This window comes from Ruegeria sp. BI11, from assembly GCF_056538005.1.
This window is the reverse complement of the sequence record NZ_JBQFSM010000001.1, coordinates 525,394-550,867: the sequence shown is the minus strand read 5'-3', so window position 1 is coordinate 550,867 and position 25,474 is coordinate 525,394. Positions and strand designations below refer to the sequence as shown.

Here is a 25,474-nt window from a genome sequence, read left to right as displayed (position 1 = left end):
AAGGATGCCCTTTGATATTTCGAAGCCTAAGCGCAAACCCGAAGACCTGAAAAAGCTGGTGCGGGTCGGGTTGATCAACAAAATGGTCAAGATTTTGGGCCGTGAACTGGACGAACGCGAACTGGTACTGCTGGACAACGCGCTAGAGGATTGGGAACCGCCCAAATGAACAAACTGGTCTGTTCCATTTCATCCCCTGGTTAAAACCCATTACGCGGTGCTATGGCCTCGCTTGCGGTACTACTTTCTATCCAACTCGCAAAGCCTTGGGTCGGAGTTGGCCGTGCGTCGCCGGTCATGTGTTTCGCTATTGTTTTTGGGCGTGAATTTCGTAGCCTTCAGAAGTCTGGCTGCACTAACTTTTGGCACCCAGAATTGTTGTATCGACCTTTCCAAAGCACATGGCTACAGTTAGCATAAAGCAGTGCTACTGCAGTATTTTTCCTTCAAAAAAATAGGCAAAAAAATGAAGCCAGATGATCTTAAACACAGCGCATTCTCGGAGGTGTTAGAGAAAAACTACCCGGATCGCGCACCGGATTTTGCCAAAAGGTTCTTGAAGTGGTTTTTAGAGAGTATTTTCCGTTTGGACGAATTTGAAACAGACGACGCTTGCGTGGATGCGAAGCATGACAAAGGTGTGGATGCTATCTATGTCGACAACGTTTCCGAAGTCGTGTTCGTGGTCCAGTCGAAAACAAAGTCCAACGACAAAGCGACGCTTGGAGACACTGAACTAAAAGATTTTTATGGAACACTTGCGCAGTTCGATGACGGTGAAAAAATCAAGAAACTTGCTGAGGAAACAAGTAACCAACGCCTCAAGCAAGCGATCGCCAGAAACGAAGTGGCTGAAAAAGTCGAGGCGGGATACGATGTCCAAGGTGTTTTTATCACCAACGTGGCCGCCAACGATGATGCTGAAACATACTTGGATAAAGTCGAAGGCATCGACCTGTACGATGCGGTTGAAATTGCTCGGGACTATGTCGATCTTGAGATTGACGGCGGAATATCCAAGAAATTTATGTTCGACATCTCTGATAGTGACGTTATCGAGTATGATGCTGGAGGTGCCGCCACTAGGATTTTTCTCGCTCCCGCCCTTAATTTAACAAAGATGGAAGGAATCTCTGACGGCGTTCTTTTTGAACAGAATGTGCGTCTTTCCTTAGGGAATACAAAGGTTAACAAGAGTATTAAGTCCAGCATTCGGCAAAAGGCTGAACACGGAAACTTCCCTCTGTACCACAATGGCATCAACGTGCTTTGTGGCGAAATTCTGGACGAGGATGATCAATCCTTAACCGTCCAGGACTATGTAGTGGTGAACGGTGCTCAAAGTCTAACTTCGCTTTTGTCAGAGCGGGCAAAAATTACGGACGATCTGAAAATCCTTGTCAAACTAATTGAGGTAAAGGGCAATTCTGCGCTTTCTCAAAAAATCACAAGAAACAGCAACAACCAGAACGCCATTAAAGCGAGAGATTTAAAGTCAAACCACAATATTCAGCAGCGTCTAAAGGCGGAAATCGACAAGATAAGCGGCGGCGATGTCGCGTATGAGATCAAACAAGGTGAAAAGAACAAAGGTAAAGAGGTAGTAACGAATGAGGCTGCCGGTCTCGTGTTGCTGGCTGGAGACCTTGAGCAGCCTTGGAATTGTCACCAGAAATACAAGATTATGGACGATCTGCATTCCGACATATTCGGAAGGCCAAATGTCACTGGTTCACGCGTTCTCGCATTATGGCGGTGCTTTCAATCCGTCAGTGAGGCTTTGGGCGAGTTAGATAACCAGTCTTTCGCGAACTACACCCTGACGAAGTATTTTTTGTTCTTTGCCGTCATGGAAATCATAAAGGGTGACCCAGATGGCTCGAAGCTACTAAAGGGAATTGATCAGATAGTGGAAAAAGGGAAGATCGATGAATTTGCTCAAGGTGTAGGCGAGTTTTCTGTGGATGCGGCCATTGATCTGAATGCAGAGATAGCACCCGAAGATGACGAGTATTTCGACTACAAAAACTTGTTAAAAAGCCAAAAGTGGTGCCGAGAAATGTCCGCCAAACTTTTGGCGCAGCACAAGAAAGATGCGCGACGAGGTAAAGCGGAAACTGTGGCTGACATTTTCGGGGAATTGTTGAAGTAGGTTTATCTTCTGGGTCGAAGTCAAAGGTGCGGACTACGGGCTTCGGCTGCAGTTCCGTACCTTACTTCCAACATGCATAACAATACCCAGCACGAACTACCCTCGCCCTAGCTTCCGGCGTCTCTAAATAACGGTACCGGCTACCTGAATATCGGCGGCAGTCTAGGGCATGCCCGGCAGCCATTGAGGCCGCCCTTGTGTCCTCGCCATCCACATAGCAAACGCCCACCCAGCGGTCATAGGTGCGTTCACCGTTCAACTTGCGCGTGGCGGTCTCGCCGCGAAGGTGAAGCGTGCTTGAAGCTACTAATCTCCGCTCCGGCTCACCTTTATTGTTGTCCTCTGTCGAATGCGAATAGAAGCATGCCCAAACTGCCCGTTAGCGAGTCTTCGCCGCACTCCCGGTGGCTCTAGATGGCGATACTTACCACGAGAAAACTCCGGCAAATCTAAAGCCAATCCTTGTTTAATTAACTCTGCACCAATGTCTCGACCGTCTGGTAGATAGCATGTTCCCACAAGTCGATCGTAAGACCTTTCACCATCAAGTTCTGCGGTAATTGTTTGCCCCTTACAAATTTCGACCATCGCCCATTTGGACTTTTGGCCATAAGGCATGTCCAATTCCGGAGCATCGATTCCAGCCAAACGAATTTTTGTTCCATTTATCCGGATAGTGTCCCCATCTATCACATAGGCACGCCCTTGCAGCATCATGCTCTTTGGCATTGCCGGTATCGAGTATTTTGGCTTGTGGATGGGGCGTCTATTGTTAGGTCGAATTACTGGCTTCAGAGTTGATCGCCGATTGTTAGGTCGAATTACAGGCTTTGGGGAAGTTCTTCTCCGACGAGAGCGACCTACTGCACGGCCTATCGAGCGACCTATAGAGCGGCTTGATCCAGTGACCTTAATTAAAAATCCGCCAAAAATAACGGCCAAGACAACTAGTTCCATTGTTCCCAAAACCCTTCCACGAAGCGGATGAAGCAGGTTGTTTGATTAGGGTGTTTTTGGGTCAAATTGCTTTCGGTTCACGGCCAATAGCTTTTTAATTTCCGCCAAAAACAATGATATACAGATCAATCACTTTGCCGCTCTGGGAAGTCTTAATCCGAATTGAGGTTCGTACCGTGGTTCAGCAACACCCAGGGTAATCAACCAAGTCATGGATGCTGGCTTTGATGTTTGGTTCGTCTAGAGAACTGACACCCGCTGAACTGGGGTGGGGTACCGGCCATTGATCCACTTAGCCAATAACCCCGTAACACACTTGCCCCATTTCGTCTGGGCAGTCCCATGACCAGACGAAATCCCCGCGTTGCCCATCATCCCAGATTAGGGCGGCGCGGGGAACTTTGATCCAACCCATGATCCCTGTCGTAACTAAAGTACCCCAAACTGCGACCCGCGTTGTTCAACTGGTTTCCCTCCGAACAATGCGCGTTTTTTGGGGATGAGGGGGTAACGAGTTTTCTGTCACCAGTGGCCGACCGGACCTTTTAATTCTGGTTCGGTCGGTAACGCATGATCTGGCGGTTCCACGCCATGCTTTTCCAGCCATTCCAGAACTTCACCCCACTGGGTTTGGATGCTGGGTGCGCTGCGGTATTCATGCAGCGATTCTAGTCGGCAGCGTAGATCATACGGAATTGTTCGCGGCCATTTCTTCATGACACGATGTTCTAATTTTGTTCCAAATAATGTCAACTGGCATTAGGCAGCAAAAGATTGACTTAAAATCACAAGCCAAGTCTACACCGAAGCCCGATTTCACGGTTTACCAAAATGGAGTAACATAATGCTTTTCATTAACATTGCGCGGATTTCCGGTTGGGTTGGTTTGGCTTACGCAGTGCTTTTATTTGTGTCCGCACAAGACATACTGAGCCAGAACCCGGATTTGATTGAAGACGCAAGTTATATGACAAAAAAAGTCATTAACCCAATCGTTGGCGTGGTTGCCACTTCGATCTTATTGGGTGCTGTAGGTGAAATTGGAAAGTTGGTTGCTGGGTCTAACAAGCAACCAACTGACTGATCATAATCTGGTCGCCGGAAAGAAGCTGACCGGCTTAGCCACAACGCGCCCAGTTTACCGCGCCATCGTAAAATTCCAGGCCATTAGTGCCAATAACTGATGGAGTGTGAACGACAAGTGCATTCCCTCGCAGCATGACACTCTTTTCATAAGGCAATGAAACCGCATCATTTGATCAATTGACTTCTTGTCATTCTAGGCAAGTGTTTGGAGTACCCTTGGCTACGACTTCTTGCCAATTCGGACCGAGAGTGGCACGAGCATCAATCGCGTTTGCTGCCTCAGGGTCATTTGCTTTAAACATTACTGCAACAAGTGCAGCATCTTGTGTACCGCCATAGATAGGTGTGGCCGTGGTGTAACCAGAATAGCTTCCTGTGTTACCCCAAGTGTTTATTGTGCCAGTTGTATTGTAGTTGGCTCCAACAACTCGAACATTGTTTTGTGCGTCCATTCCGGCGATGTAGTACTTGTCGTAACCCAATCTAATAGTTTCGACCGCCGCCATTCGAGCTACCAGCTTCCTTGCGCCGGACGAACCACATGCTGGTGCAGCACTTACATCGATACGGACTATGTTTTGAGCAAGTTGCGTGGTGGTGGAGGAAGCACAGGCACTGAGAAGCGTGAGCAGCGACAACCCGACAAGGCAACTGGTGAACTTCATTTAATTTTTCCCTTATTTTTCGTAGGTTGTTTAACATTCCTACAATCTGATTGATTGCGAATATTGACTAAATTTTGACGATTTTTCGCAGGAACGATACAAACGGTCTTTCAGGCTGATGTGCTATCTAAAAATGTCAATTTGATACTTTTTTGCAACTGAAAAAACGATGAGAACAATCAGCATTGTGAGAAAACTGAAAGCGAAAATTGTGACTAATTTCTATGCCTCATGCACTGACCGCCACAAGTGGCCGACAAGGTACATGTTGCCACCCAGACCCGATGACCGCGTCACAGTTGCCTGCGGACCCTGTCGTTATGGTTTCTGGTTAGTTTCATTCCAGTGGCGTTGCTGCGGTGATGAGTCGGGACACACGTCGGGACACGATCCAAACACACCCCGCGTAGGTGTGTCCCAAGTGGGTTTTAAGTCATTGTAACTTAGTGGTATTTGGCTCCGGCGGTAGGGATCGAACCTACGACCAATTGATTAACAGTCAACTGCTCTACCGCTGAGCTACGCCGGAACGGTTCGCGCCGTATAGCAATCCGTTTCTGTGGCGTCCAGAGGGGGCGAAAGATTTTTCGACGAAAAATCCTGCGCCAAAATCCCTACTCTGACAGGCTCTGACGATAGTTACGATTGTAGGGAAGATTTGGCTCCGGCGGTAGGGATCGAACCTACGACCAATTGATTAACAGTCAACTGCTCTACCGCTGAGCTACGCCGGAACTGAGGGCCGTATAACAATCCCAATTTTTGCCGTCCAGAGGGGAATTCGACGTTTTCGCAAAAAAGTTCTGGCGACTCAGGATTGCCTGCTGAACCGGGCGTCGGCAGACAATTTTCCTTCGGGCGCGACCTGCGATTTTCCAACCAGATCAATAAGGTGGGCAAAAACGTTTCTTTCTGCAGCAGGCAGCAATGCGGCTGGTGTGTCCACATAGATCCGCTTGGCCAAGTCATGGGCTGTGCCGGGGTGATCCTCAAGCGCTGAGAGAATCTGCGCTTCGCGAGTCAGGCGATGTTTGATCAGCCAGTCCAGCCGCGCCGTGGGGTCGGTAATGGGCGCGCCGTGTCCAGCGTGAAAGACCGTCCAGTCGCGTGATCGAAGGCGATGGCAGGCCGACATGAAATCCGTCAGATCTCCATCAGGAGGTGAGACCAGAGAGCTGGCCCAACCCATGACGTGATCGCCGGTGAAACAGACTTGGTCCCAGCCAAGGGCAATGTGGTTGCCCAAATGGCCGGGTGTGTGAATCACTTCAAGCTGCCAGTCATCGCCGGTGATCAGCGCGCCATCAGGCAGTTCGATATCAGGGCGAAAGGTGGTGTCGATTCCTTCGCCACCGCCCGCAAGCCCACCATCGGCCAGTTGGGTCATCACTGCGCTGCGCCCGGCCTCGGATCCACCAAAGGCCAGAATGGGGGCGCCGGTTCGATCTGCCAAAGGCCGTGCAAGCGGTGAGTGATCCAGATGGCTGTGGGTGACGATGATGTGGCTGATCCGTTGATCTGGCTGTACCGCGGCCAGAATCGCATCCAAATGCCCATCGCTGAGTGGTCCCGGGTCGATCACGGCCAGTTCGCCCGTACCCAACAGATACGTGTTGGTCCCACGATAGGTCATGGGCGACGGGTTCGGTGCCAAAACCCGCCGCAATCCCGGCTGCAGCTCAACCGCCGGACCCGCGGGCGGGTTGAATTCGTCAGGCGCCTGCATTCTGTGCTCTTTCTCTTGTCGTAACAGCCCGTTAGGTTTAGCGCATGTCCACGCTATGGCTCAAACACTATATGCCGCGCAGCCTATATGTACGTGCTGCGCTGATACTGGTCCTGCCGGTGGTTGTCGTATTGCTGGTGGTGGGGGTCGCGTTCCTGCAAAAGCACTTGGAAGACGTCACCGCGCAAATGACTCGGGCCGCCTCGCGCGAGGTGACCTTGGTAACCGATGTCATGGACGGATCGGAAACGCAGCAGCAGGCGCTGGCGGCTGTTCGACCTGATTTACAGGCGCTCGAGATGAAAGCCCGGTTTCTGGGCATCAACGAAAAGCCAATGATCGGCTCTCGTCGCTGGTATGACTTCATCGCGCCGCGTGTCGAAACCGATTTACGGACGTTGCTGCCGAATCTGTCGGCTGTTGCTTTGCCGAGCGGACAAGAAGCCCGGCTGTACCTGCAGACGGATCTGGGGGTTTTACAACTGACCTTTGACCGCCGTCGCCTGTCTCCGGTGGCGCCGCATCAGCTGATTGTAACGATGTTGTTCTTTGCGGTGGTTATGACCACGATTTCTTTCCTGTATATGCGCAACCAACTGCGCCCGATCACACGTCTGGCCGAGGCTGCGCAAGCATTTGGTCGGGGCAGAGTGGTGCCTTATTCCCCCGGTGGGGCCATCGAAGTACGCGCGGCGGGAAGTGCGTTTCTAGACATGCGGGCGCGTATCGAGCGTCAGATGGAACAGCGCACTATGATGTTGTCGGGGGTCAGCCACGATTTGCGCACTCCGTTGACGCGTCTGAAGCTTGGCTTGTCGATGCTGCCCGAGGAAGAAGCCGCCCCTTTGCAGCAAGATGTTGATGAGATGCAATTGCTGCTGGATGCGTTCCTTGAATTCTCGCGCGGGGCCGCCGAAGGAGCACCGGAAGCAGTCGATCCCAAAGTGCTGTTGGAACAAATCGTCAAAGATGCTCGCCGGGCGGGGCATGAGGCCGAATTAATCTCGATTGAGGGGGAAGGGACGGCAATGCTACGCCCTACCGCTATACGGCGCGCAGTGGAAAACCTGATTGGCAACGCCATGCGGTATGGGAAACGCGCTGATGTCAGCCTGTCCGTCACGCCCAAGTCCCTGCGTATCCGGGTCGAGGATGACGGGCCGGGAATTCCGCCCGAAGAGCGGGCGGAGGCGGTCAAGCCATTCTCGCGCTTGGATCCGGCGCGCAATCAGAATCAGGGCAGCGGCGTAGGGCTGGGCCTTGCCATCGTCTCAGATATCGCACGGGCACATGGGGGCGTGGTCCGTCTAAGCAAGAGTGAGCGTTTGGGCGGCCTTTGCGCCGACATCATCATCGGACGCTAAGGTGCTGACCGGTACATGCGCTGCATCACCAGCGGGGTCAGGTACATCGGGATTTGGTAGGCGCCGATGAACACCATGATTGGTGCGGTAACTTCGGGCGCCAAGGCAACAAAGAACAACGCGATATTTCGATTGCCCGCGATCAGGGACACAGCGGTCGCCGTAGCTGCGGGCATGCGAAAACGGGTCAAGCGGAAACAAATGACCTGCACACCGAGATTGGCCACGCAGGCGAAGGTGATCCAGAGCAGCGCGCGTAACGGCTCGGTCAGGATGACCTCGCTGACCGAGGGCATTAGGCCGATGACAAAGAGGGCCAGGGTGATATTGGCGAGGCCCTCAAGCGCGCTTTCTGTTGAAGGTGACGGGGCTCGTAACAGTGTTCTTCGGATGATAACCGCTGTTGCGGTTACCAGTAGGATCGTGGCCAGAAGTTTGGCGGCGGCCCAAAGCACCGTGCCGAACCCGCCCAGCTGCGGCGCAAGCCAGAACACTGGGGCAATGGTCAGTGGCAGCAACGCGGTGCCGATGACCAGAAGGCGGAGCGCGTATTCAGACGGGTGCCCCATCATTCTGCACATATTCGGGCTACCTGCAATCGAGGGAGCGGCGGTCATGACCAGCAGCGCAAACACTGCCGGGCTGTCCAGCCATCCGCCCACGGCACCTACACCCAGAACTATCAGGGGCAATACGAGTTGCAGGCCAAGAACCACCCCGATGACGCGGTGTAGGTCACGCAGAGATCCGAAGATGCGCGCCGGGTCCATTCGCAGTACGGTGACGAACAGCAATAGCACAACCATTGGCGGCAGCAGGGGCCGCATCGGCTGCGCCAGCCATGGCAGCAGCAGCCCCGATAAAAGGCCCGCCAGCAGAACATAGGGTCCGTGGCGGGCAGCGATGTGCAGCGGGTTCAACGGCTACCCGGCGGGACTTTGCCGCAGGTTATCTGGCAGCCAGGTGGCAAGTTCCGGGAACCAGATCAGGACGAAAACCATTACCACCATGATCAGGAACATCGGGATCGCTGCGCGGGCGATATAGCTCATCTCATGATTGGTCATGCCCTGCATCACGAACAGGTTGAACCCAATAGGTGGCGTGATTTGCGCCATCTCGACCACGACGACGATGAAGATGCCGAACCAGATAAGGTCGATCCCTGCATCACGGATCATCGGCTCGACCACGGCCATGGTCAAAACAACCGAGGAAATCCCGTCCAAAAAACACCCAAGGATGATGTAGAACACGAGCAGTACCATCAGCAGTTCGAACCGTGTCAGCTCCCATCCGGCAATCAGGTCAGCCAGACCGCGCGGCAGGCCGGTAAAGCCCATCGACAGCGAAAGGAAGGCCGCGCCCGCAAGGATCAACGCGATCATTGCGCTGGTTCGGGTTGCTCCCATCAGGCTTTCGGTGAACGTCTTCCAGTTCAACGACCCCTGACCAGCGGCGAGCAAAAGTCCTCCGATCACGCCAAATGCGGCGGCCTCGGTCGCGGTGGCATAGCCCAAATACATCGAACCGATGACAACGACGATCAACAGGATCACCGGCAGCAAAAAGCGTGAGTTCTTGATCTTCTCGGCAAACGTCAGTTTGTTTTCCTGGTTCGGGTTCCAGTCTTTGCCGATCTTGGAATAGATCGCGACATAACCCATGAACATGCAGGCCAGAACCAGACCCGGCAGGATGCCTGCAAAGAACAGCTTGGTGATCGATTCATTGATGGTAACGCCATAGACGATCAGCGTCAGCGAGGGCGGGATCATCAGGCCCAGTGTCGCCGCACCGGTCAGGGTGCCGATAATCATGCGCTCGGGATAGTTCCGCTTGCGCAGTTCAGGGATCGACATCTTGCCAACTGTAGTCAACGTGGCAGCGGACGAGCCCGATACGGCAGCGAATACCGTGCAGCCAACGATATTGGTATGCACCAGACCACCGGGCAGGGGGGCCATCCACGGGGAAAGCCCCTTGAACATGTCCTCGGACAATCGCGTTCGGTACAGGATTTCGCCCATCCAGATGAACATTGGCAGCGCTGTCAGCGTCCACGAGGATGATGCTGACCAGATCGTGGTGATCATGACGTCGCCGACGGGGCGTGTGGTGAAAAGCTCCATCCCGACCCAGGCGACGCCCATCAGGGCAAGCCCGACCCAGACACCGGTGCCCAGTAAGGTGAACAGAACAAAGAGGAAGAGGATTATGATTGATGCGTTTTCCATGCTCTCACTCTCCGTGGCTTTGATCGGCAAGATCGCGGGTGATGCGGTGATCGCCGCGGAATATCACGTGGATCAGGTGGTCTGTCAGGGCGATGGCCAGAATGACAGCACCGATCAGCATGGCCGACTGCGGTATCCAAAGCGCGGTTTTGTCCTGCCCCTGACTGATGTCGTTAAATTTCCAGCTCCAATAGACAAAGCGGTAGGCGTACCAGCAGAAATACCACATGACCGCAGTGCCGATGCCAAAACACCAGATTTCCAGCACCCGCCGGAACTTTTCAGGCACTGCATTCAACAGGATCGACACGCGGATATGGCTGCCTCGGTTCAACGCGTTAGCAAAGGCCAGGAACGAGGCCGCGGCCATCGCATATCCCGCGTAGTCGGGCGCGCCTGGGAAAACTTCGCCCGTCCAGCGGGCCAGCATCTGCACCACGATCAGAACCAGTATGGCGATCAGGCTTAACGCCGCCAGCACGCCTGCTGCCAGATAGATGAAATCCAGTACGGACCGAAGCCCTCGTAATGCTGCCATACTGTCCCCGCTTTTCTTATGGTTGGATAGAGAACGGGCGGCAGATGGCTGCCGCCCGCACGCGCAGTGTTATTGCTGTGCGTTGAAGGCGTCGACGATGGCCTTGCCTTCGTCCCCGGCGGCCTCAAGCCATTCATTGGTCATGGTGACGCCGATCTCTTTCAGCTCGTTCGTCATCTGCTCGGAGGCCGGACCAACGGTCATGCCACCATCACGCAAACCCTGCAAAGTGAAACCGGTGTATTCCTTGGCGCGCCAGTTACCTGCGTATTCCGCCAGCTCGGCACAGCCCTTGATCACGTTCTTGTTCGCGTCAGAAACGCCACCCCAGACATCCGAGTTCACCATCACGTAGTTACGCGGCAGCCAGGCATCCACTTCGTAGAAATAGTTCAAGCTTTCCCATACTTTACGGTCATACCCAGTAGAGCCCGAAGACACCATAGAATCGGCAACGCCAGTGGCAAAGGCCTGACTGATTTCAGCCGCTTCGATGGTCACCGGCAGCATGCCTGTCAGCTCGGCCAGGCGTGACGTGGCGTTGTTGTACGAGCGGAACTTGATGCCTTTCATATCGGCGACCGAGTTCACCTCGTCTTTGAAATACAGCCCTTGCGGCGGCCAAGGCACCGCGTAAAGCAGCGTCAGGTTCTGTTCAGCCAGAAGTTTCTCGATCGAGGGTTTTGCAGCGTCCCACAGCTTGGCGCTGTCGTCGAAAGATGTGGCCAGGAAGGGGATTGAATCAAATCCGAACAGCGCGTTTTCATTCTGATGGCCGGACAGCAGGCGCTCACCAATCGGGGCTTGACCAGTCTGAATGGCACGTTTGATGTCGCCGCCCTTAAACAGCGAGCCCGAGGGGTGGGTAACAATCTCGATCTCACCGCCTGTACCTGTTGTCACGCATTTGGCGAACTCAGCGCCGGTGGCCGAATGGAAGTTCGAGGCCGAATAGGCCATCGGCATGTCCCATTTCTCGGCCGCGACCGGCATGGCTGCGGCGGCGGTCAGTGCGGTTGCTGTCAGAAGGCTCGTTAATTTTTTCATTTTGGTCTCCCAGTTGGTGTTGGTCATGCCGGTGTTGATCACCGGCTGTATTAATTCGCGTATCGTGACGGGGCGTAGACGCCCATGTCCGTGTTCGGGGTTCTGCCCGCGATCATTTGCGCCAATAGACGCCCGGTTTTGGGCCCGCCTGTCAGGCCGATGTGATGGTGGCCAAAGCCCAAATACGCGCCGTTAATGCCCGGAACCTCACCGATTACCGGGATCGAGTCTGCGGGCGCGGGACGGTGCCCCATCCATTCCACTTCATCCTTCCATGTCACGCCGGGAAAGGCCGCCCGGGCATTTTTGCGCATCAGTTCGAACGGCGCCTTCGAAGGCGGCGCGTCCAGCCCGCCAAACTCGACGATCCCGGCCAGACGGATACGGCCCTCCATCGGGGTGGCGACGAATTTGCCTGATGCCACCATAACCGGACTTTTCGGCATTGCGGAAGGTTCCACTAATTCAAGATGATACCCGCGTTCGGTTTCCAGCGGAACAGAAACACCCAGTTTGTCGGCCAAGGGCCCGGACCAGACACCCGCAGTGACAATCGCGGTATCACAGGCAATGGTTTCACCACTCGCCCGTACGCCGGTAACGTGGCCATTGTCGCGCACGACGTCATCGACTGCCGCGCAGATGATTCTGCCGCCATTGGCTTCGACATAAGCAGCTAAGTCTTTCACATACCGCCCCGGATCTGTGATATGCCCGTGATCGGACAGCCTTGCGGCGAAACCAATTTCCTTGCTGAAGATCGGGTCGTAGGCATGAAAAGCTTCGCCCTCTAATTCTTCCCATTCGAAGCCATGCTTGCGCCGGATACCCCAGCCCAGTGCATCGCCTTCGAAATGCTGTCGGTTTTCGTAGAGGAACAAATAATCCGAAGGTGTAAGCCATTTCTCGGCCCCGGTGCCTTGGGCCAGTGCCTGGTGGTCGTTCAGGCTGTCGCCGACAATGGGTGCTAGTGCGGCAGCAATTCGTTCCACGTCGTCTACGTTTGCGTGCTTCAGGTATCGCATCAGCCACGGCAACAGTTTGGGCACATACCCCCATTTCAAGAACAGAGGTTGGGATGGATCAAACAGCATTCTCGGGGCCTTTTGCAGCAGCCCCGGCACCGTAACGGGAATGATTGAACAAGACGCTAGAACCCCACCATTGCCGTGCGAAGTGCCCTCGCCAGGCCCTGCCTTGTCGATCAATATAACGTCATGCCCGTCGCGTTGCAGCCAGACCGCCGCCGACACACCGACAATGCCAGTGCCGATGATGGCTATGGTCTTGCGTTCGCTCATGCGGCCACCGCCTTGGCCACGGCATAGCGGTTCAGCTTAGCCAGATCCGGACGACCGCCCAATCCGGGCGTGTCAGGCACGATGACTTGCCCGTTCTGTACCTGGAAGGGGTCTTCCAAAATATCCTCTTTCAGGAAGTAAGAGGCCTGGTAGAACTCGCATCCCAGCGTGATTTCGGGCGTCGCGGCAATCATGTGGGTTCCGGCCAAATGCGCCAGCCCAGCCTCGAACATATCGCCACCATAAGCGCTGAGCCCATGTGCAGCCGCGATACGGGCGACGGTCTGACCCCGGCTAAGTCCGCCGGACTTCATGATCTTGACCGAGACGCCATCGCAGATGCCTTCACGTGCCGCGCGTTCCATATCTTCGGGCCCGAACACACTTTCGTCGGCCAGCAGGGGTAGGTCGATCTGGTCTCGCAGCTTGGTCATCATCCCAAAATGATGCGCCCGGACGGGTTGTTCGATGAAGTCCGGATTGAACTGCGCCACATCACGCACCTGTGCGGGGGCGTCTTCGATGGACAGGCCTTGGTTATAGTCGACGCGCACCGAAAACTCGGTGCAATGTTGCGCCAGATGTTCCAGCCGCATGATGTCGAACGCATGGTCCTTGAACCCGGTCTTTAGCTTGACGATGCGAACGCCATCTTCGCGCAGTTGCTCAAGCAGCGCGATGTCCTGCCCGAAATCCGGGTTGGCGATCGAGCAGCTCAGCGGGATCGAGTCCCGACATTTGCCGCCCAACAATGCCCAGACCGGCACGTCACTGATGCGCCCGGTTAGGTCCAGCAAGGCGGCTTCCAGCGCGGCCTTGGCCTCGGTGCAATGCGCGACGGCATAGGCGGCTTTGGCCGTGATTCCAGCCCGGTCAGCTACCCGCGCGCCAACAACCAGCGGACGGATATAGCGGTCCAGCGCGGCGAAGGTTGCTTCGGGTGTTCCTGTGAAGACCGACCAGGGCGACGCCTCGCCGAAGCCTTGCGATCCGTCCTCAGACGTCAACCGCAGAATTACGACTTCGCAACTGCCCTCGACCGATCCGATCCCATGGTCGCGCCGCGAGGTAACGGGCAATTCAAGATGCCAGAGGTCAAATCCGGTGATGGTCTGGTTCAAGTCGGTCATTGGTCCTCCGGTCGTTAGGGGAACCGTGCCGTGATGGCTATATCATTTCAAATACTATGTTATAGCAAGGGTATCAGAAAAAATGATGAGGATGGTCTGATGTCCCTTCGGTTCCGGCAATTGCAAGCGTTTCACGCGATAATGGAGACGGGAACGGTGACTGGGGCCGCCTCGGTTCTGGGGATATCGCAACCTGGCATCAGCAATCTTCTGGCTCAGTTGGAGCGCGAAGCCCGTCTGCCGCTGTTCGAGCGGAATAAAGGCCGTTTGTTGCCCACCCCCGAAGCCGATTTGCTGTATCGCGAGGTGGACACGGTTGTGCGGGGCCTTGACCACGTGGCGCAGGCGGTGACGGATTTGCAGAACAAACATCCCGGTCAGCTACAGGTCGCCGCGCCACACATGCTGTCCTTTGGCTTCATTCCACGGGAAATCGCGCGTTTTGCGGCCAGCCGCCCCAATCTATCGGTCAGTTTTCAATCGCAATATTCGTCGAAGATTCAGGAATGGGTTATCTCGGGTCTGTTCGAAGTGGGCATTGTCGAAATGCCGATCCTGCACGACACGCTCAATGCTCAGGTGTTCCGCTTTGAAACTCTGGCCACGTTTCCCGAAGACAGCCATCTGGCCCAATACGACGTGATGACCCCGGATCTGCTTGAGAACGAGCCCTTTATCGTGATGGGCCCCGAACATCAGACCTATCGCGGGACTCGGGATGTCTTTCAGGCGGCGAACCGGACGTGGCGCACGCAGATTCACACGCATCTGTCCGAAAACCTGTTGAGCTTTGTCAAACAGGGGATGGGGGTCGCGGTGATCGACCCCTTTACTGTCGCCTTTGATGCCGAAAGCGGATACCAGACCCGCCCATTCCGGCCAGCGGTGACTTTGGAGCTGGCGATCATCACCGCCAAAGGGCGTCCTTTGTCAACCATCGGGCGAGAATTTTTGGACCAGTTGAAACCCGCGATGGCGTCCTTTTCCACCATGGCGAATGACGGCAGCGACAGTGTTTGAATTCGGGCCGAATACCAAGCATGCAGTTTTGCCTATTGACCTTTAACCGCTCTGTGCAAACTCTGCGCGCGTCGCCTCGTTTTGGATGGCGAAGAAATCCCTGCAGAAAATACCCGGATAACAAGAGGTTTGAGGAATGATCGCAACAGGTGGAAAATCGGTTTACGGCGCATCGGTGGGTATCCTGATGCTGGACGCTCGCTTTCCCCGCATTCCCGGCGACATGGGCAACGCGTTGACCTGGCCATTTCCGGTGCACTACCGCATCGTTCGGAATGCCTCGCCCGATTTGGTGGTGCGACGCGGGGCCGCTGGCATGCTGGACGCCTTTGTCGATGCTGCAAGAGATTTGGTTGATGAGGGTGTCGACGGGATCACCACCAATTGCGGGTTTCTGTCGCTGTTTCAAAAAGAACTGTCCGAGGCGGTCCCGGTGCCCGTTGTCACATCCTCGCTGATGCAGGTCGAAATGGTGAACCGGATATTGCCAGCAGGCAAACGGGCAGGGGTGCTGACCATCTCGGCCTCGACCCTGACCGAGGCCCATCTGCGCAGCGCACAGGTGCCCGAGGGCACGCCCATCGGCTCGACCGAAGGCGGGCAGGAGTTCACGTGCGCGATCCTGGACAACGAACTGACGCTGGACGTGGACAGAGCCCGCGCCGACAATGTCGAGGCCGCCTTGGCGATGAAAGAGGCCCATCCCGATCTCGGCGCGCTGGTGTTGGAATGTACCAACATGTGCCCCTACGCAGCTGATATTCAAACGGCGACGGGGCTGCCGGTGTATTCTATCGTCTCTCTGGTCAGCTGGTTTCAGGCCGGGCTGCGCCCGCCGGTTTATTGAGCGGTTAATGCAGACTGGCGACCGACCTTAGTATCGAAACCTTCGGTGGATCGCGGGTGTGCAGTGGATCAAACGGTGATTTCCCAGCGACATTGACAAGATGTGGCTGCACCATCACTCGAAACCATACGTTATATGGCGCCAGAGTTGGCCAAGATTTAGTTACTAAACTTTAGGCGAGCTAAGACTTCATTAATGGAATCGACAAATGGGCTGCACGTTAGCGAGACAACCTGAGTGTGATGGCCGCTAACATAAGTTTGGGTAAAGAATCCTTCCCACTCATCGGAAAGGCATTTCTTAAGATAAAGTTGATCGTTGCCTTTGTAATTGATCAAGAACTTATCGAGTGAAACTTCGCTGTACGTGGTTCGGTATTCAGCGCCATTGGTTATTCGGGAAATCCCCTTGAAGCTGCTCGCTGGGAAAGGTTCTTCAATCAGAACATTTGTTCGGTCGGGCTCGCCCAGATAAATCTCAATGCCGTGCTCCAAGTCGTGCGTGAAATCGAAGTTGAATACCGTGCCAGACGAAAATCCTTCACTGTGAATATCGATTGAGACGCTGTGTTCCTCGCTGGTTGGAACGAACTTGCTTGTCAGGACCTTACAGATCATGCGGCCCGTGATTGCATCTTCTTGGGCAAACGATTGGGAACCCGAAAAGGCGACTAGAAAGGCAAGGATGGCTTTCATTTCGATTACCTCCTCCTGCAATCACACTACTTTAAAATCGGCATGAAGTCACCAGACAGCTCCAAGCGGAGAACTTTGAAATCCTCCGTTTCGATAACTGGCAGGTGGAATAGTGCGCATGGGCAAAGTTTTGCGGGTTGAAGCTGAAGTTGCTTAGGTGATCGACACTTGAATCGTCCCTACTGTTTTGAATTCGTAAGGCTCTCGCCTCGCACCCCATTGAGGAAATGTGAGCTAATCTGCCCGAGGCATTAGGTGTTCGGTCACAGTTTTTTAGGAAAAAAGCGGTTTTTGGTAGGCCCGGCAGGACTTGAACCCGCAACCAAAGCGTTATGAGCGCTCTGCTCTAACCAATTGAGCTACAGGCCCGCCTGAGCGCTTTGAGTATCACGGTGAACAGCCGCGTCAAGCCTGACCGTTGCAACAGGACGCACAATCGAATAACCCGCGCGGGAACCATTCAAAAGGGGCTGGCCATGACGACGGGCAAGAACGGAATCACCTATGCCGATGCAGGCGTTGATATTGATGCGGGGAACGCTCTGGTCGACCGGATCAAGCCAGCGGCCAAGCGCACCAACCGCTCGGGCGTGATGAGCGGTCTGGGCGGGTTTGGTGCCTTGTTCGATCTGAAAGACGCCGGATATCAGGACCCGATTCTTGTGGGCGCGACCGACGGTGTTGGAACCAAGCTGCGGATCGCCATTGATACCGGCGTGGTTGACGGCGTGGGCATTGATCTGGTGGCGATGTGCGTCAATGACCTGATCTGTCAGGGGGCCGAGCCGCTTTTCTTCCTCGATTATTTTGCCACCGGCAAGCTAGACACCGACACCGCCGCTCGGATCATCGAAGGTATTGCCGAGGGCTGTGTACTGTCCGGCTGCGCTCTGATCGGCGGTGAGACGGCCGAGATGCCGGGCATGTACCCAGATGGCGATTTCGATCTGGCCGGGTTCTCGGTTGGCGCGATGGAACGTGGGGCGCATCTGCCCGCCGACGTTCAGAAGGGCGATGTGTTGCTTGGTTTGGCCTCGAACGGTGTGCATTCCAACGGCTATTCACTGGTGCGCAAGCTGGTTGAGATCTCGGGTCTGGGATGGGATGCGGCGTCGCCCTTTGGTAACGGGTTGCTGGGTGAGGCGCTGCTGACACCGACGCGCCTGTATGTAAAACCGGCGTTGCAGGCGATCCGGGCAGGGGGCGTACATGCGCTGGCCCATATCACCGGCGGCGGTCTGACCGAAAACCTGCCGCGCGTGTTGCCCGAGGGACTAGGCGCTGAAATCGACCTGAACGCTTGGGACTTGCCACCCGTCTTCCGTTGGATGGCTGAAACCGGTGGAATCGTCGAAGCCGAGATGCTGAAGACCTTCAACTGTGGTATCGGCATGATTGTCGTCTGTGCTGAGGATCGCGCTGATGAACTGGCCGCGTTGCTGGCAGAGGCTGGGGAAACGGTTGCCCGCATGGGCACCGTGACCGACACGCCCGGCGTGGCCTATTCGGGTCAACTCCTGTGAGCCACAAACGCGTCGCCATCTTGATCTCAGGGGGTGGGTCCAACATGGTGTCGCTGGCCGACAGCATGGTCGGGGACCACCCGGCGCGCGCCTGTCTGGTCCTGTCGAATGACGCCGAGGCTGGCGGACTGAAAAAGGCCGCCGACCGGGGCATCCCGACGGCCGCAGTGGATCATCGTCCGTTCAAAGGGGACCGCGCCGCGTTTGAGGCCGAACTGCTGAAACCTTTGGAAGAGGCACAGCCGGACATCGTTTGCCTCGCTGGGTTTATGCGCGTTCTAACCGGTGATTTCGTTTCGCGTTTTCAGGGGCGGATGCTGAATATCCATCCGTCGTTGCTGCCGAAATACAAAGGTCTGTACACCCATGCCCGCGCGATCGAGGCCGGGGATGCGGAACATGGATGCTCGGTTCACGAGGTCACGGCAGCATTGGATGACGGCCCCATCCTAGGACAGGCGCGGGTTAACGTAGAAGCTGGTGACACGCCTGACGCATTGGCTGCTCGTGTGTTGGTTTGGGAACATAAACTTTACCCAGCAGTGTTGCGCCGTTACGCCAGTGGCGACCGGACTCCGGTGTTGCTGCCCTGAAGGTCCCAGGATGATTTACACGCGCGTCAAATTCGGCCTATGGTCCGCAATACGGTTGGGTATGGCAAAGAAATGACGGCCCGCCGCACAGAACAAGAGCAAGAACAGCACCGCGCATGAAAACCCTGACAACGACGCAAGAGCTGGCCGATTTCTGCAAGGCCGCGGCGGAATATGACTATGTCACCGTAGATACCGAGTTTCTGCGCGAACGGACCTATTATTCAAAACTCTGCTTGGTGCAACTGGCCGTTCCTTCCGACGACGAAGACAGCGCCGTTCTGGTCGATCCGCTGGCTGACGGTTTGTCACTGGATCCGCTTTATGAGCTATTCGGCAACGAAGAAGTGGTCAAGGTATTCCACGCAGCGCGCCAGGACCTTGAGATTTTTTGGGTCGAAGCAAACGTCTTCCCTAAACCGTTGTTTGACACGCAGGTTGCAGCGATGGTCTGCGGCTTTGGCGAGCAGGTTGGGTACGAAACGTTAGTGCGCAAAATTTGCAAGCAGGGAGTCGACAAGACCTCTCGCTTTACCGATTGGTCCCGGCGTCCGCTGTCCGAGGCACAAAAGACCTATGCGCTGGCCGATGTTACTCATCTGCGCCAGATTTATGAATACCTCGCAGCGCAGTTGAAAAAGACGCAGCGCAACCATTGGGTGGCCGAAGAGTTGCGTACGCTGACCCAGCCCGCGACCTATGACATTCGTCCCGAAGATGCGTGGAAACGGGTGAAAACCCGGACGAACTCGGCCAAGTTTCTTGCCGTTGTGCGGGAATTGGCGCGGTTTCGCGAGGCTTACGCTCAGGATAACAATGTGCCGCGCAGCCGTGTGTTCAAGGATGACGCGTTGATCGAACTGGCCTCGACCAAGCCCAAATCGCCTTCGGATCTGGGCGGCTCACGCCTGTTGCTGCGCGAGGCGCGCAAGGGCGCGATTGCAGATGGAATTCTGGCTGCCGTCAAGAAAGGGGTGAATTGCCCGGCGGATCAATTGCCACGCGTCGACAACAGCCGAGACAAGATGAAGGTGAACCCGGCGCTAGCGGATTTGTTGCGGGTTCTGCTGAAGTCGAAAACCGAAAGCTCAGGCGTGGCGGCCAAACTGATCGCCACCAGTTCGGAATTGGATCAGATCGCAGCGGGTGAGCGGGAACTGCCCGCGATGTCAGGTTGGCGGTTCGAAGTGTTCGGCGAGGATGCCCTGAAACTGTGCGAAGGTAAGATCGCGCTGGCCGCCATGGGCCAAAACGTCAAGGTTGTGTCGCTGTAAGACCAATTAACGCCGCCGCGATTCCAACGCGTTCTGCTGCCCGACGACCCGTACCAGACGGGTGCTTTGCAGGTCATCCTTACTAATATTGATGGCATCAGACACCATGCGGGACCGCTCAGTTCCAGTATTGGTGGCCCGCTCAGGGTAGGTTACTCGGAAAGTGAATTCCAAAACGCCGTTTTTCTCGTTTTCTTCGCTTTCCACGCGAACTAATCGGGCGTCATATGCTCCTTGTCGGATTGCCGTACCCGAGGCGTAGACGATTGCACCGTTCGGAGTCGGTTCAATCCTCAATTCATCAATTTTGGCGATCGGAACACTGGTATCTTCGGGGGTCGGTCTGGAGAGCAGGCCGCCGCCTTCCCTTGTTTCGGGCACTAGCGCGTTGGCATCATAGGCCGCCGTTTCCGGTGGAGGGGCTGGGGTGCTGGAGCCGAACCAGTTGGACGGGTTCACCCGAGATTCGCGCCAGCTGTTGCAGGCAGAAAGGGTCAGGGTGGCGACCAGGAGAAAAGTAAACGATTTTTGCATGGTCCCAACGTCCAGAGCAGTAAGTCCTGCAATGGGTTATCTCAATTTCTGCTGCTTGAAAAGCCACGCAGGGGGGTGGACAGGCATAGATCAGAGGCATAGTTCACAATTGTGAATGCAATGAAAGGACCGCCGCGTCATGGCAACGCCTGCCTTTGAAGAGATCGTCGAGGATTTCGTGTTTCTGGAGGACTGGGAAGACCGGTACCGCCACGTCATCGACCAGGGCAAAGCGATGGAACCGCTGGACGACGCGCTGAAAGTACCGGCCACCAAGGTCCATGGCTGCGCCAGCCAAGTTTGGCTGCACCCGATCATCGAAAATCAGATCTTCCGGTTTGACGGTGACAGTGACGCGCTGATCGTGCGCGGTCTGATCGCTGTCCTGCGATCTCTGTACAACGGGCTGCCCGTCAGCGAAGTTCCCAAGGTTGATGCGGGTGGCGAGCTGGCGCGGCTGGGTCTGCACGATCACCTGTCCGCACAGCGGTCGAACGGGTTGCGGGCAATGATTGAACGCATCCGCGAAGTGGCACAGGAAAACGCCTGAGGTTAATCAGCCTTTCGGCTTGCGGTTCGCCCAATCGGTCAGGGTGTTTTCCAGATCGCCATAGCCGGTCAGGCGACGTTCAAATTCCAAACCCATCCGCTCGGCGCATTCTCGGGCGCGGGCCGTCAGGTCCGGGTCGTCGATTTGCGCCTGATAGACCAGCTTGGTGTAGTTGCCGAAATACATATCAAGCAGCTCAGGGTGCCGATCCAGCCCTAAGGGTTTCCACACAAAGGCATCGAACTGCCGGGCCAAAAAATCGGTTAGATAGAAGGCGGTGGTTTCTTCGTCGCCATGGGCTTCGAAAGCCTGATTTCCTTCAAAGAATGAATAGCAGTGGGGGCCTTTGACCATCTCGACGTTCAGTTCTTCGCAGGCTTGTTGCAGCAGGCCGCCAGTGCCGCAATCGGCGTAGACGACAAATATCTGGTCATAGTGGTCGCGGTGTTTGGCAACGGCCTCGCGTACCGCCGGAATGATCTTGTCAGGCTGGATGTGAAAAATCGCAGGCAGGCAAGTCAACGCCATGTGATCCCAACCATTGCGTTGCTTCAGATCCAGAATCTCGCGTGCAAGCGCGCCACAGGCCAATAGCAGGATGCGCCCTTGTTCATCGGATTCGTAACCCTTGGTCGTCAGACTGGTATCGTCTGGCAATTTATCCTGCTGCATTGGGTGCCCCTCGGAATTTATGCGACAGTCAGTGTAACAAAAAAGGCCGCCCGAATACCGGACGGCCCCAGAACATTCTTAGCGTCCGGTTAACCGGCCAGTTGGTTGTGCTTGCGCGAGACGAAATCCTTAGCGGTTTCAACCGCAACAGCCGCGTCGCGGCAGTAAGCGTCTGCGCCGATGGCTTTGCCGAATTCTTCGTTCAGCGGCGCGCCGCCTACCAGAACGATATAGTCTTCGCGCTTACCTTGTTCGACCAGCGTGTCGATCACAACTTTCATATAAGGCATAGTCGTGGTCAGCAGGGCTGACATACCCAGAATGTCGGGCTCTTCGGTCTCTAGCGCTTCCAGATAGTTCTCAACCGGGTTGTTGATGCCGATATCGACCACTTCGAATCCGGCGCCTTCCATCATCATCGACACAAGGTTTTTGCCGATGTCGTGGATGTCGCCTTTGACGGTGCCGATCACCATTTTACCGACGCGTGGTGCACCGGTTTCGGCCAACAGCGGCTTGAGGATAAACATGCCGCCTTTCATGGCGTTTGCGGCCAGCAGAACCTCGGGCACGAACAGGATACCGTCGCGGAAGTCGTGGCCAACGATGGTCATACCACCGACCAAAGCCTTGGTCAGAATGTCGTAAGGTGTCCATCCGCGTTCCAGCAGGATATTCACACCTTCTTCGATTTCTTCTTTCAGGCCGTCATAAAGATCGTCGAACATCTGTTCGACAAGTTCGTCGTCGTTCAGTTCGGACAGGACGATGTCTTCTTCATCAGACATGGGGCGTTTCCCTGAGCTGTGCGGGCCATTGGCCCGTGGTGGCATTTTTCCCGTTTTGGCCAAAACGTCGCAGTTTGACTGTGACGATTGCGACCTCAGTCGTTTCGAGACCGACCTATACGGTAAATTTTCGCATCACTCGACAGAATTATCTGCAAGATGATCCTGCATCTGGTTCATTTTTTTGGTGGATGCCCATGTCGCCGGAAACAACGCAGAATCAATCGGTAGGCTTGTAGGTTCGTTGGATTGGCGATATACCCCATAGCCGGAACATAACAGGAACAAAAGATGAAAACCTCGCATATCCGAGGCCGTGGAGTCGCCACTAATGCAGCTGGACGGTTCGAGCAATTCGATACCGTTTCTTGCGATGACGGGTGGGATATCGAGGAGGACCTACCACCATTGCGCACCGATGTGCGGGGTGAAGTCGCACGCAGCCTGATCACTTACAACCGTTCGCCCGACTTGCCGTTTGATCGCTCGATCAACCCGTATCGCGGGTGTGAACACGGCTGTGTCTATTGTTTTGCCCGACCCACCCATGCCTATCTTGGTTTGTCGCCGGGACTGGATTTCGAAACCCGATTGATCGCGCGTCCGAATGCGGCTGATATCCTGCGCAAGGAGCTGTCAGCCAAAGGGTACAAGGTCGCGCCCATTGCCTTGGGCACCAACACGGACCCATATCAGCCGATTGAGAAAACCCTTTCGATTACAAGGGGCTGCCTCTCGGTTTTGCAAGAATTCAACCATCCCATCGCCATCGTCACCAAGGGGGCTTTGATCGAGCGGGACTTAGACATTCTGGCCCCGATGGCTCAGCAGGGTTTGGTACGGGTTGGGATTTCTTTGACCACTTTGGATGCTGATCTTTCCCGGCGGATGGAACCACGCGCGCCGTCCCCTCAGCGTCGATTGACCATCATGCGCCGTCTCACCGGCATGGGCGTGCCTGTGCGTGTCATGACGTCTCCGGTGGTGCCCGGTTTGACGGATCATGAGCTGGAACATTTGCTTGAGGCGGGGCGCGAGGCGGGTGCGGATGCGGCCAGCTGGATCATGCTACGCCTGCCGCGCGAGGTCTCGGCCTTGTGGCAGGAATGGTTGAAAGATCATGAACCCGCGCGGGCGGAAAGGATCATGTCCAAGTTGCGCGAAATGCACGGGGGCAGGGACTATGATCCGCGTTGGGGTCACCGAATGCGGGGCGAGGGCGAATATGCGGGGTTGATCGCCAACCGGTTTGCATTGGCGGTCAAACGTCTGGGTCTTGCAACGCGGACGCCACCCTTGCGATGCGACCTGTTCACCCGCCCGGCCCAGATTGGTGACCAGCTGAGTCTTTTGTAACAAAAAAAGCCCCGGAGGTTGGTCCGGGGCTTTGATGTTTCTGTGCAGCGATCAGCGGTTTTCGATATCCACATAGTCGCGCATGGTTTCGCCCAGATACAGCTGACGCGGACGACCAATCTTGTTCTGAGGATCGGCGATCATCTCTTTCCATTGGCTAACCCAGCCAACTGTGCGCGACAGGGCAAAGATCGGGGTAAACATCGAGGTCGGGAAGCCCATCGCCTCTAGAATGATGCCCGAATAGAAGTCGACATTCGGGAAGAGTTTCTTCTCGGCGAAATACGGATCTTCCAGCGCTTCTCTCTCAAGCTCTTTGGCGACCTGCAGTTTCGGGTTGTCTTCAACACCCAGCAGGTCCAGCACTTCGTCGGCCGACTGCTTCATCACCTTGGCGCGCGGGTCAAAGTTCTTATAGACGCGGTGACCAAAGCCCATCAGGCGGAACGGATCGTCCTTGTCCTTAGCGCGGGCAATGTATTCAGGGATGCGATCCACTGAACCGATTTCTTCCAGCATCTCCAGACACGCTTGGTTTGCGCCACCGTGGGCCGGACCCCAGAGGCAAGCGATGCCGGCAGCGATACAGGCGAACGGGTTCGCACCAGAAGACGAGGCCAGACGCACGGTCGAAGTCGACGCGTTCTGTTCGTGATCCGCGTGCAGGGTAAAGATCCGGTCCATCGCGCGGCTGAGGATCGGATTGACCTCATATTCTTCGGCCGGAACGCTAAAGCACATGCGCAGGAAGTTCGAGGCATAGTCCAGGTCATTGCGCGGATACACGAAGGGCTGACCGGTGTGATATTTGTAGGCCCATGCCGCGATCGTCGGCATCTTCGCGATCAGGCGGTGCGAAGCAATCTCGCGCTGACGTGGATCATGAATATCCGTCGAGTCATGGTAGAACGCTGACATCGCACCAACGACGCCGACCATAATCGCCATTGGATGCGCATCGCGACGGAAGCCGCGATAGAAATACTGCATCTGCTCGTGCATCATGGTGTGGCGGGTGATCGTGGTCTCGAACTTTTCCAGATCTTTTGCGACCGGCAGCTCTCCGTACAGCAGCAGATAGCACACTTCGAGGAAGTGCGATTTCTCGGCCAGCTGGTCAATCGGATAGCCACGGTGCAGTAGCTCGCCCTTGTCGCCGTCGATATAGGTTATGGTGCTGTCGCAGCTGGCTGTCGATGTGAAGCCAGGATCATAGGTAAACACACCCGCATCACTGTACAGCTTGCGAATGTCGATTACATCCGGGCCAACGGTTGGCGAGTAAACCGGCAACTCGTAATTTTCACCATGTACGGAAAGAGTGGCTGTTTTTTGGCTGTCGGTCATTGTTGTCCCTTCTTCGTTCATGGGCATGCCGAAAGAACGGCCTGCGCGCGGTCTGCGGTCACACACCAATGC

At 55.4% G+C, this 25,474-nt stretch carries 25 protein-coding genes and 3 tRNA genes; 11 read left to right on the top strand and 17 right to left on the bottom strand.

The features are described from left to right. The first annotated feature begins 4 nt into the window (after positions 1–4). Together ACR0DT_RS02695 and ACR0DT_RS02690 are read left to right on the top strand one after the other, a co-directional pair. On the top strand, positions 5–169 hold the full coding sequence (locus ACR0DT_RS02695; protein WP_480709266.1) for a hypothetical protein: 165 nt from the start codon (positions 5–7) through the stop codon (positions 167–169). 255 nt (positions 170–424) lie between these two features. Continuing rightward, the gene (locus ACR0DT_RS02690) at positions 425–2,152 is read left to right on the top strand and encodes an AIPR family protein (RefSeq protein ID WP_480709265.1); all 1,728 of its coding nucleotides are present in this window, start codon (positions 425–427) and stop codon (positions 2,150–2,152) included. Positions 2,153–2,458: 306 nt separating this feature from the next. On the opposite strand, the gene ACR0DT_RS02685 is transcribed toward ACR0DT_RS02690, so the two are convergent. Continuing rightward, positions 2,459–2,881 (bottom strand): thermonuclease family protein, encoded by a 423-nt coding sequence (locus tag ACR0DT_RS02685; RefSeq protein WP_480709264.1) that lies wholly within the window; start codon positions 2,879–2,881, stop codon positions 2,459–2,461. Between the two features lie 1,072 nt (positions 2,882–3,953). Between ACR0DT_RS02685 and ACR0DT_RS02680 the strand changes: the two genes are divergently transcribed. Then, complete coding sequence (locus tag ACR0DT_RS02680) at positions 3,954–4,193, top strand: hypothetical protein (protein WP_480709263.1); 240 nt, start codon at positions 3,954–3,956, stop codon at positions 4,191–4,193. 190 nt (positions 4,194–4,383) lie between these two features. Here the strand turns inward: ACR0DT_RS02680 and ACR0DT_RS02675 are convergent, their stop codons facing one another. From ACR0DT_RS02675 to ACR0DT_RS02660, 4 genes are all read right to left on the bottom strand, one after another. Continuing rightward, a complete protein-coding gene (locus ACR0DT_RS02675; protein WP_480709262.1) occupies positions 4,384–4,860 on the bottom strand; it encodes a hypothetical protein in 477 nt (158 codons plus the stop codon). Positions 4,861–5,314: 454 nt separating this feature from the next. After that, positions 5,315–5,389, bottom strand: a tRNA-Asn gene (locus ACR0DT_RS02670). Positions 5,390–5,519: 130 nt separating this feature from the next. After that, a tRNA-Asn gene (locus ACR0DT_RS02665) sits at positions 5,520–5,594 on the bottom strand. Positions 5,595–5,671: 77 nt separating this feature from the next. Then, entirely contained in the window at positions 5,672–6,586 is a 915-nt protein-coding gene (locus ACR0DT_RS02660) for an MBL fold metallo-hydrolase (RefSeq protein ID WP_480709261.1), read from the bottom strand. Between the two features lie 44 nt (positions 6,587–6,630). Between ACR0DT_RS02660 and ACR0DT_RS02655 the strand changes: the two genes are divergently transcribed. Next, entirely contained in the window at positions 6,631–7,950 is a 1,320-nt protein-coding gene (locus ACR0DT_RS02655) for an ATP-binding protein (protein ID WP_480709260.1), read from the top strand. Here the strand turns inward: ACR0DT_RS02655 and ACR0DT_RS02650 are convergent. The 6 genes from ACR0DT_RS02650 to ACR0DT_RS02625 all read right to left on the bottom strand — a co-directional run bounded on the left by ACR0DT_RS02650 (position 7,947) and on the right by ACR0DT_RS02625 (position 14,203). Beyond that, the gene (locus ACR0DT_RS02650; RefSeq protein ID WP_480709259.1) at positions 7,947–8,870 is read right to left on the bottom strand and encodes a hypothetical protein; all 924 of its coding nucleotides are present in this window, start codon (positions 8,868–8,870) and stop codon (positions 7,947–7,949) included. The two genes, ACR0DT_RS02655 and ACR0DT_RS02650, sit on opposite strands and share 4 nt — an antisense overlap. A 3-nt stretch (positions 8,871–8,873) precedes the next feature. Continuing rightward, complete coding sequence (locus tag ACR0DT_RS02645; protein WP_480709258.1) at positions 8,874–10,187, bottom strand: TRAP transporter large permease; 1,314 nt, start codon at positions 10,185–10,187, stop codon at positions 8,874–8,876. Between the two features lie 4 nt (positions 10,188–10,191). Further along, complete coding sequence (locus tag ACR0DT_RS02640; RefSeq protein ID WP_480709257.1) at positions 10,192–10,725, bottom strand: TRAP transporter small permease; 534 nt, start codon at positions 10,723–10,725, stop codon at positions 10,192–10,194. Positions 10,726–10,794: 69 nt separating this feature from the next. Further along, positions 10,795–11,772: a TRAP transporter substrate-binding protein gene (locus ACR0DT_RS02635; protein WP_480709256.1), complete on the bottom strand. Its 978-nt coding sequence runs from the start codon at positions 11,770–11,772 to the stop codon at positions 10,795–10,797. Between the two features lie 50 nt (positions 11,773–11,822). Next, complete coding sequence (locus ACR0DT_RS02630) at positions 11,823–13,073, bottom strand: NAD(P)/FAD-dependent oxidoreductase (RefSeq protein WP_480709255.1); 1,251 nt, start codon at positions 13,071–13,073, stop codon at positions 11,823–11,825. Beyond that, the gene (locus tag ACR0DT_RS02625) at positions 13,070–14,203 is read right to left on the bottom strand and encodes an enolase C-terminal domain-like protein (RefSeq protein ID WP_480709254.1); all 1,134 of its coding nucleotides are present in this window, start codon (positions 14,201–14,203) and stop codon (positions 13,070–13,072) included. Before ACR0DT_RS02625 ends, ACR0DT_RS02630 begins: the two co-directional genes overlap by 4 nt. Positions 14,204–14,302: 99 nt before the next feature. On the opposite strand from ACR0DT_RS02625, the gene ACR0DT_RS02620 reads away from it, so the two are divergent. Together ACR0DT_RS02620 and ACR0DT_RS02615 are read left to right on the top strand one after the other, a co-directional pair. Further along, on the top strand, positions 14,303–15,223 hold the full coding sequence (locus ACR0DT_RS02620; protein ID WP_480709253.1) for a LysR family transcriptional regulator: 921 nt from the start codon (positions 14,303–14,305) through the stop codon (positions 15,221–15,223). Positions 15,224–15,359: 136 nt separating this feature from the next. Further along, positions 15,360–16,070, top strand: coding sequence for an aspartate/glutamate racemase family protein (locus ACR0DT_RS02615; protein ID WP_480709252.1), 711 nt, complete (start codon positions 15,360–15,362; stop codon positions 16,068–16,070). A gap of 158 nt (positions 16,071–16,228) precedes the next feature. Here the strand turns inward: ACR0DT_RS02615 and ACR0DT_RS02610 are convergent, their stop codons facing one another. Together ACR0DT_RS02610 and ACR0DT_RS02605 are read right to left on the bottom strand one after the other, a co-directional pair. After that, positions 16,229–16,765 carry a hypothetical protein gene (locus ACR0DT_RS02610; RefSeq protein WP_480709251.1) on the bottom strand — a complete coding sequence of 179 codons (537 nt, stop codon included), beginning with the start codon at positions 16,763–16,765 and terminating at the stop codon, positions 16,229–16,231. 292 nt (positions 16,766–17,057) lie between these two features. Next, positions 17,058–17,134: transfer RNA gene (locus ACR0DT_RS02605), tRNA-Ile, on the bottom strand. Between the two features lie 107 nt (positions 17,135–17,241). Here ACR0DT_RS02605 and purM point away from each other — a divergent pair. From purM to rnd, 3 genes are all read left to right on the top strand, one after another. Then, positions 17,242–18,288: a phosphoribosylformylglycinamidine cyclo-ligase gene (purM, locus tag ACR0DT_RS02600; RefSeq protein ID WP_480709250.1), complete on the top strand. Its 1,047-nt coding sequence runs from the start codon at positions 17,242–17,244 to the stop codon at positions 18,286–18,288. Further along, positions 18,285–18,881: a phosphoribosylglycinamide formyltransferase gene (gene purN, locus ACR0DT_RS02595; protein WP_480709249.1), complete on the top strand. Its 597-nt coding sequence runs from the start codon at positions 18,285–18,287 to the stop codon at positions 18,879–18,881. The genes purM and purN overlap by 4 nt, the downstream gene beginning before the upstream one ends. Before the next feature lie 116 nt (positions 18,882–18,997). Then, the gene (gene rnd / locus ACR0DT_RS02590; protein ID WP_480709248.1) at positions 18,998–20,155 is read left to right on the top strand and encodes a ribonuclease D; all 1,158 of its coding nucleotides are present in this window, start codon (positions 18,998–19,000) and stop codon (positions 20,153–20,155) included. A gap of 6 nt (positions 20,156–20,161) precedes the next feature. Here rnd and ACR0DT_RS02585 read toward each other — a convergent pair whose 3' ends face one another. Continuing rightward, positions 20,162–20,689 (bottom strand): hypothetical protein, encoded by a 528-nt coding sequence (locus ACR0DT_RS02585; protein ID WP_480709247.1) that lies wholly within the window; start codon positions 20,687–20,689, stop codon positions 20,162–20,164. Between the two features lie 139 nt (positions 20,690–20,828). Between ACR0DT_RS02585 and ACR0DT_RS02580 the strand changes: the two genes are divergently transcribed. Further along, positions 20,829–21,239, top strand: coding sequence for a SufE family protein (locus ACR0DT_RS02580; protein ID WP_480709246.1), 411 nt, complete (start codon positions 20,829–20,831; stop codon positions 21,237–21,239). Between the two features lie 6 nt (positions 21,240–21,245). Here the strand turns inward: ACR0DT_RS02580 and ACR0DT_RS02575 are convergent, their stop codons facing one another. Both ACR0DT_RS02575 and ACR0DT_RS02570 read right to left on the bottom strand, forming a co-directional pair. Next, positions 21,246–21,911, bottom strand: a complete 666-nt coding sequence (locus ACR0DT_RS02575; RefSeq protein ID WP_480709245.1) for a DUF1638 domain-containing protein — start codon at positions 21,909–21,911, stop codon at positions 21,246–21,248. A gap of 89 nt (positions 21,912–22,000) precedes the next feature. Then, complete coding sequence (locus ACR0DT_RS02570; protein WP_170394248.1) at positions 22,001–22,699, bottom strand: corrinoid protein; 699 nt, start codon at positions 22,697–22,699, stop codon at positions 22,001–22,003. 291 nt (positions 22,700–22,990) lie between these two features. Here ACR0DT_RS02570 and ACR0DT_RS02565 point away from each other — a divergent pair, with 291 nt between their 5' ends. Further along, a complete protein-coding gene (locus tag ACR0DT_RS02565; protein WP_480709244.1) occupies positions 22,991–24,055 on the top strand; it encodes a PA0069 family radical SAM protein in 1,065 nt (354 codons plus the stop codon). 51 nt (positions 24,056–24,106) lie between these two features. Here ACR0DT_RS02565 and gltA read toward each other — a convergent pair whose 3' ends face one another. Continuing rightward, positions 24,107–25,402 carry a citrate synthase gene (gltA, locus tag ACR0DT_RS02560; protein ID WP_480709243.1) on the bottom strand — a complete coding sequence of 432 codons (1,296 nt, stop codon included), beginning with the start codon at positions 25,400–25,402 and terminating at the stop codon, positions 24,107–24,109. Positions 25,403–25,474 lie beyond the last annotated feature (72 nt).

What these genes read in the sequence shown, in the direction of transcription:
- ACR0DT_RS02695 (WP_480709266.1), top strand. Translation starts at nt 5, where the DNA reads ATGCCCTTTGATATTTCGAAGCCTAAGCGCAAACCCGAAGACCTGAAA.
- ACR0DT_RS02685 (WP_480709264.1), bottom strand. Translation starts at nt 2,881, where the DNA reads ATGCCAAAGAGCATGATGCTGCAAGGGCGTGCCTATGTGATAGATGGG.
- ACR0DT_RS02680 (WP_480709263.1), top strand. Translation starts at nt 3,954, where the DNA reads ATGCTTTTCATTAACATTGCGCGGATTTCCGGTTGGGTTGGTTTGGCT.
- ACR0DT_RS02675 (WP_480709262.1), bottom strand. Translation starts at nt 4,860, where the DNA reads ATGAAGTTCACCAGTTGCCTTGTCGGGTTGTCGCTGCTCACGCTTCTC.
- ACR0DT_RS02660 (WP_480709261.1), bottom strand. Translation starts at nt 6,586, where the DNA reads ATGCAGGCGCCTGACGAATTCAACCCGCCCGCGGGTCCGGCGGTTGAG.
- ACR0DT_RS02655 (WP_480709260.1), top strand. Translation starts at nt 6,631, where the DNA reads ATGTCCACGCTATGGCTCAAACACTATATGCCGCGCAGCCTATATGTA.
- ACR0DT_RS02645 (WP_480709258.1), bottom strand. Translation starts at nt 10,187, where the DNA reads ATGGAAAACGCATCAATCATAATCCTCTTCCTCTTTGTTCTGTTCACC.
- ACR0DT_RS02640 (WP_480709257.1), bottom strand. Translation starts at nt 10,725, where the DNA reads ATGGCAGCATTACGAGGGCTTCGGTCCGTACTGGATTTCATCTATCTG.
- ACR0DT_RS02635 (WP_480709256.1), bottom strand. Translation starts at nt 11,772, where the DNA reads ATGAAAAAATTAACGAGCCTTCTGACAGCAACCGCACTGACCGCCGCC.
- ACR0DT_RS02630 (WP_480709255.1), bottom strand. Translation starts at nt 13,073, where the DNA reads ATGAGCGAACGCAAGACCATAGCCATCATCGGCACTGGCATTGTCGGT.
- ACR0DT_RS02625 (WP_480709254.1), bottom strand. Translation starts at nt 14,203, where the DNA reads ATGACCGACTTGAACCAGACCATCACCGGATTTGACCTCTGGCATCTT.
- ACR0DT_RS02620 (WP_480709253.1), top strand. Translation starts at nt 14,303, where the DNA reads ATGTCCCTTCGGTTCCGGCAATTGCAAGCGTTTCACGCGATAATGGAG.
- ACR0DT_RS02615 (WP_480709252.1), top strand. Translation starts at nt 15,360, where the DNA reads ATGATCGCAACAGGTGGAAAATCGGTTTACGGCGCATCGGTGGGTATC.
- ACR0DT_RS02610 (WP_480709251.1), bottom strand. Translation starts at nt 16,765, where the DNA reads ATGAAAGCCATCCTTGCCTTTCTAGTCGCCTTTTCGGGTTCCCAATCG.
- purM (WP_480709250.1), top strand. Translation starts at nt 17,242, where the DNA reads ATGACGACGGGCAAGAACGGAATCACCTATGCCGATGCAGGCGTTGAT.
- rnd (WP_480709248.1), top strand. Translation starts at nt 18,998, where the DNA reads ATGAAAACCCTGACAACGACGCAAGAGCTGGCCGATTTCTGCAAGGCC.
- ACR0DT_RS02585 (WP_480709247.1), bottom strand. Translation starts at nt 20,689, where the DNA reads ATGCAAAAATCGTTTACTTTTCTCCTGGTCGCCACCCTGACCCTTTCT.
- ACR0DT_RS02580 (WP_480709246.1), top strand. Translation starts at nt 20,829, where the DNA reads ATGGCAACGCCTGCCTTTGAAGAGATCGTCGAGGATTTCGTGTTTCTG.
- ACR0DT_RS02575 (WP_480709245.1), bottom strand. Translation starts at nt 21,911, where the DNA reads ATGCAGCAGGATAAATTGCCAGACGATACCAGTCTGACGACCAAGGGT.
- ACR0DT_RS02570 (WP_170394248.1), bottom strand. Translation starts at nt 22,699, where the DNA reads ATGTCTGATGAAGAAGACATCGTCCTGTCCGAACTGAACGACGACGAA.
- ACR0DT_RS02565 (WP_480709244.1), top strand. Translation starts at nt 22,991, where the DNA reads ATGAAAACCTCGCATATCCGAGGCCGTGGAGTCGCCACTAATGCAGCT.
- gltA (WP_480709243.1), bottom strand. Translation starts at nt 25,402, where the DNA reads ATGACCGACAGCCAAAAAACAGCCACTCTTTCCGTACATGGTGAAAAT.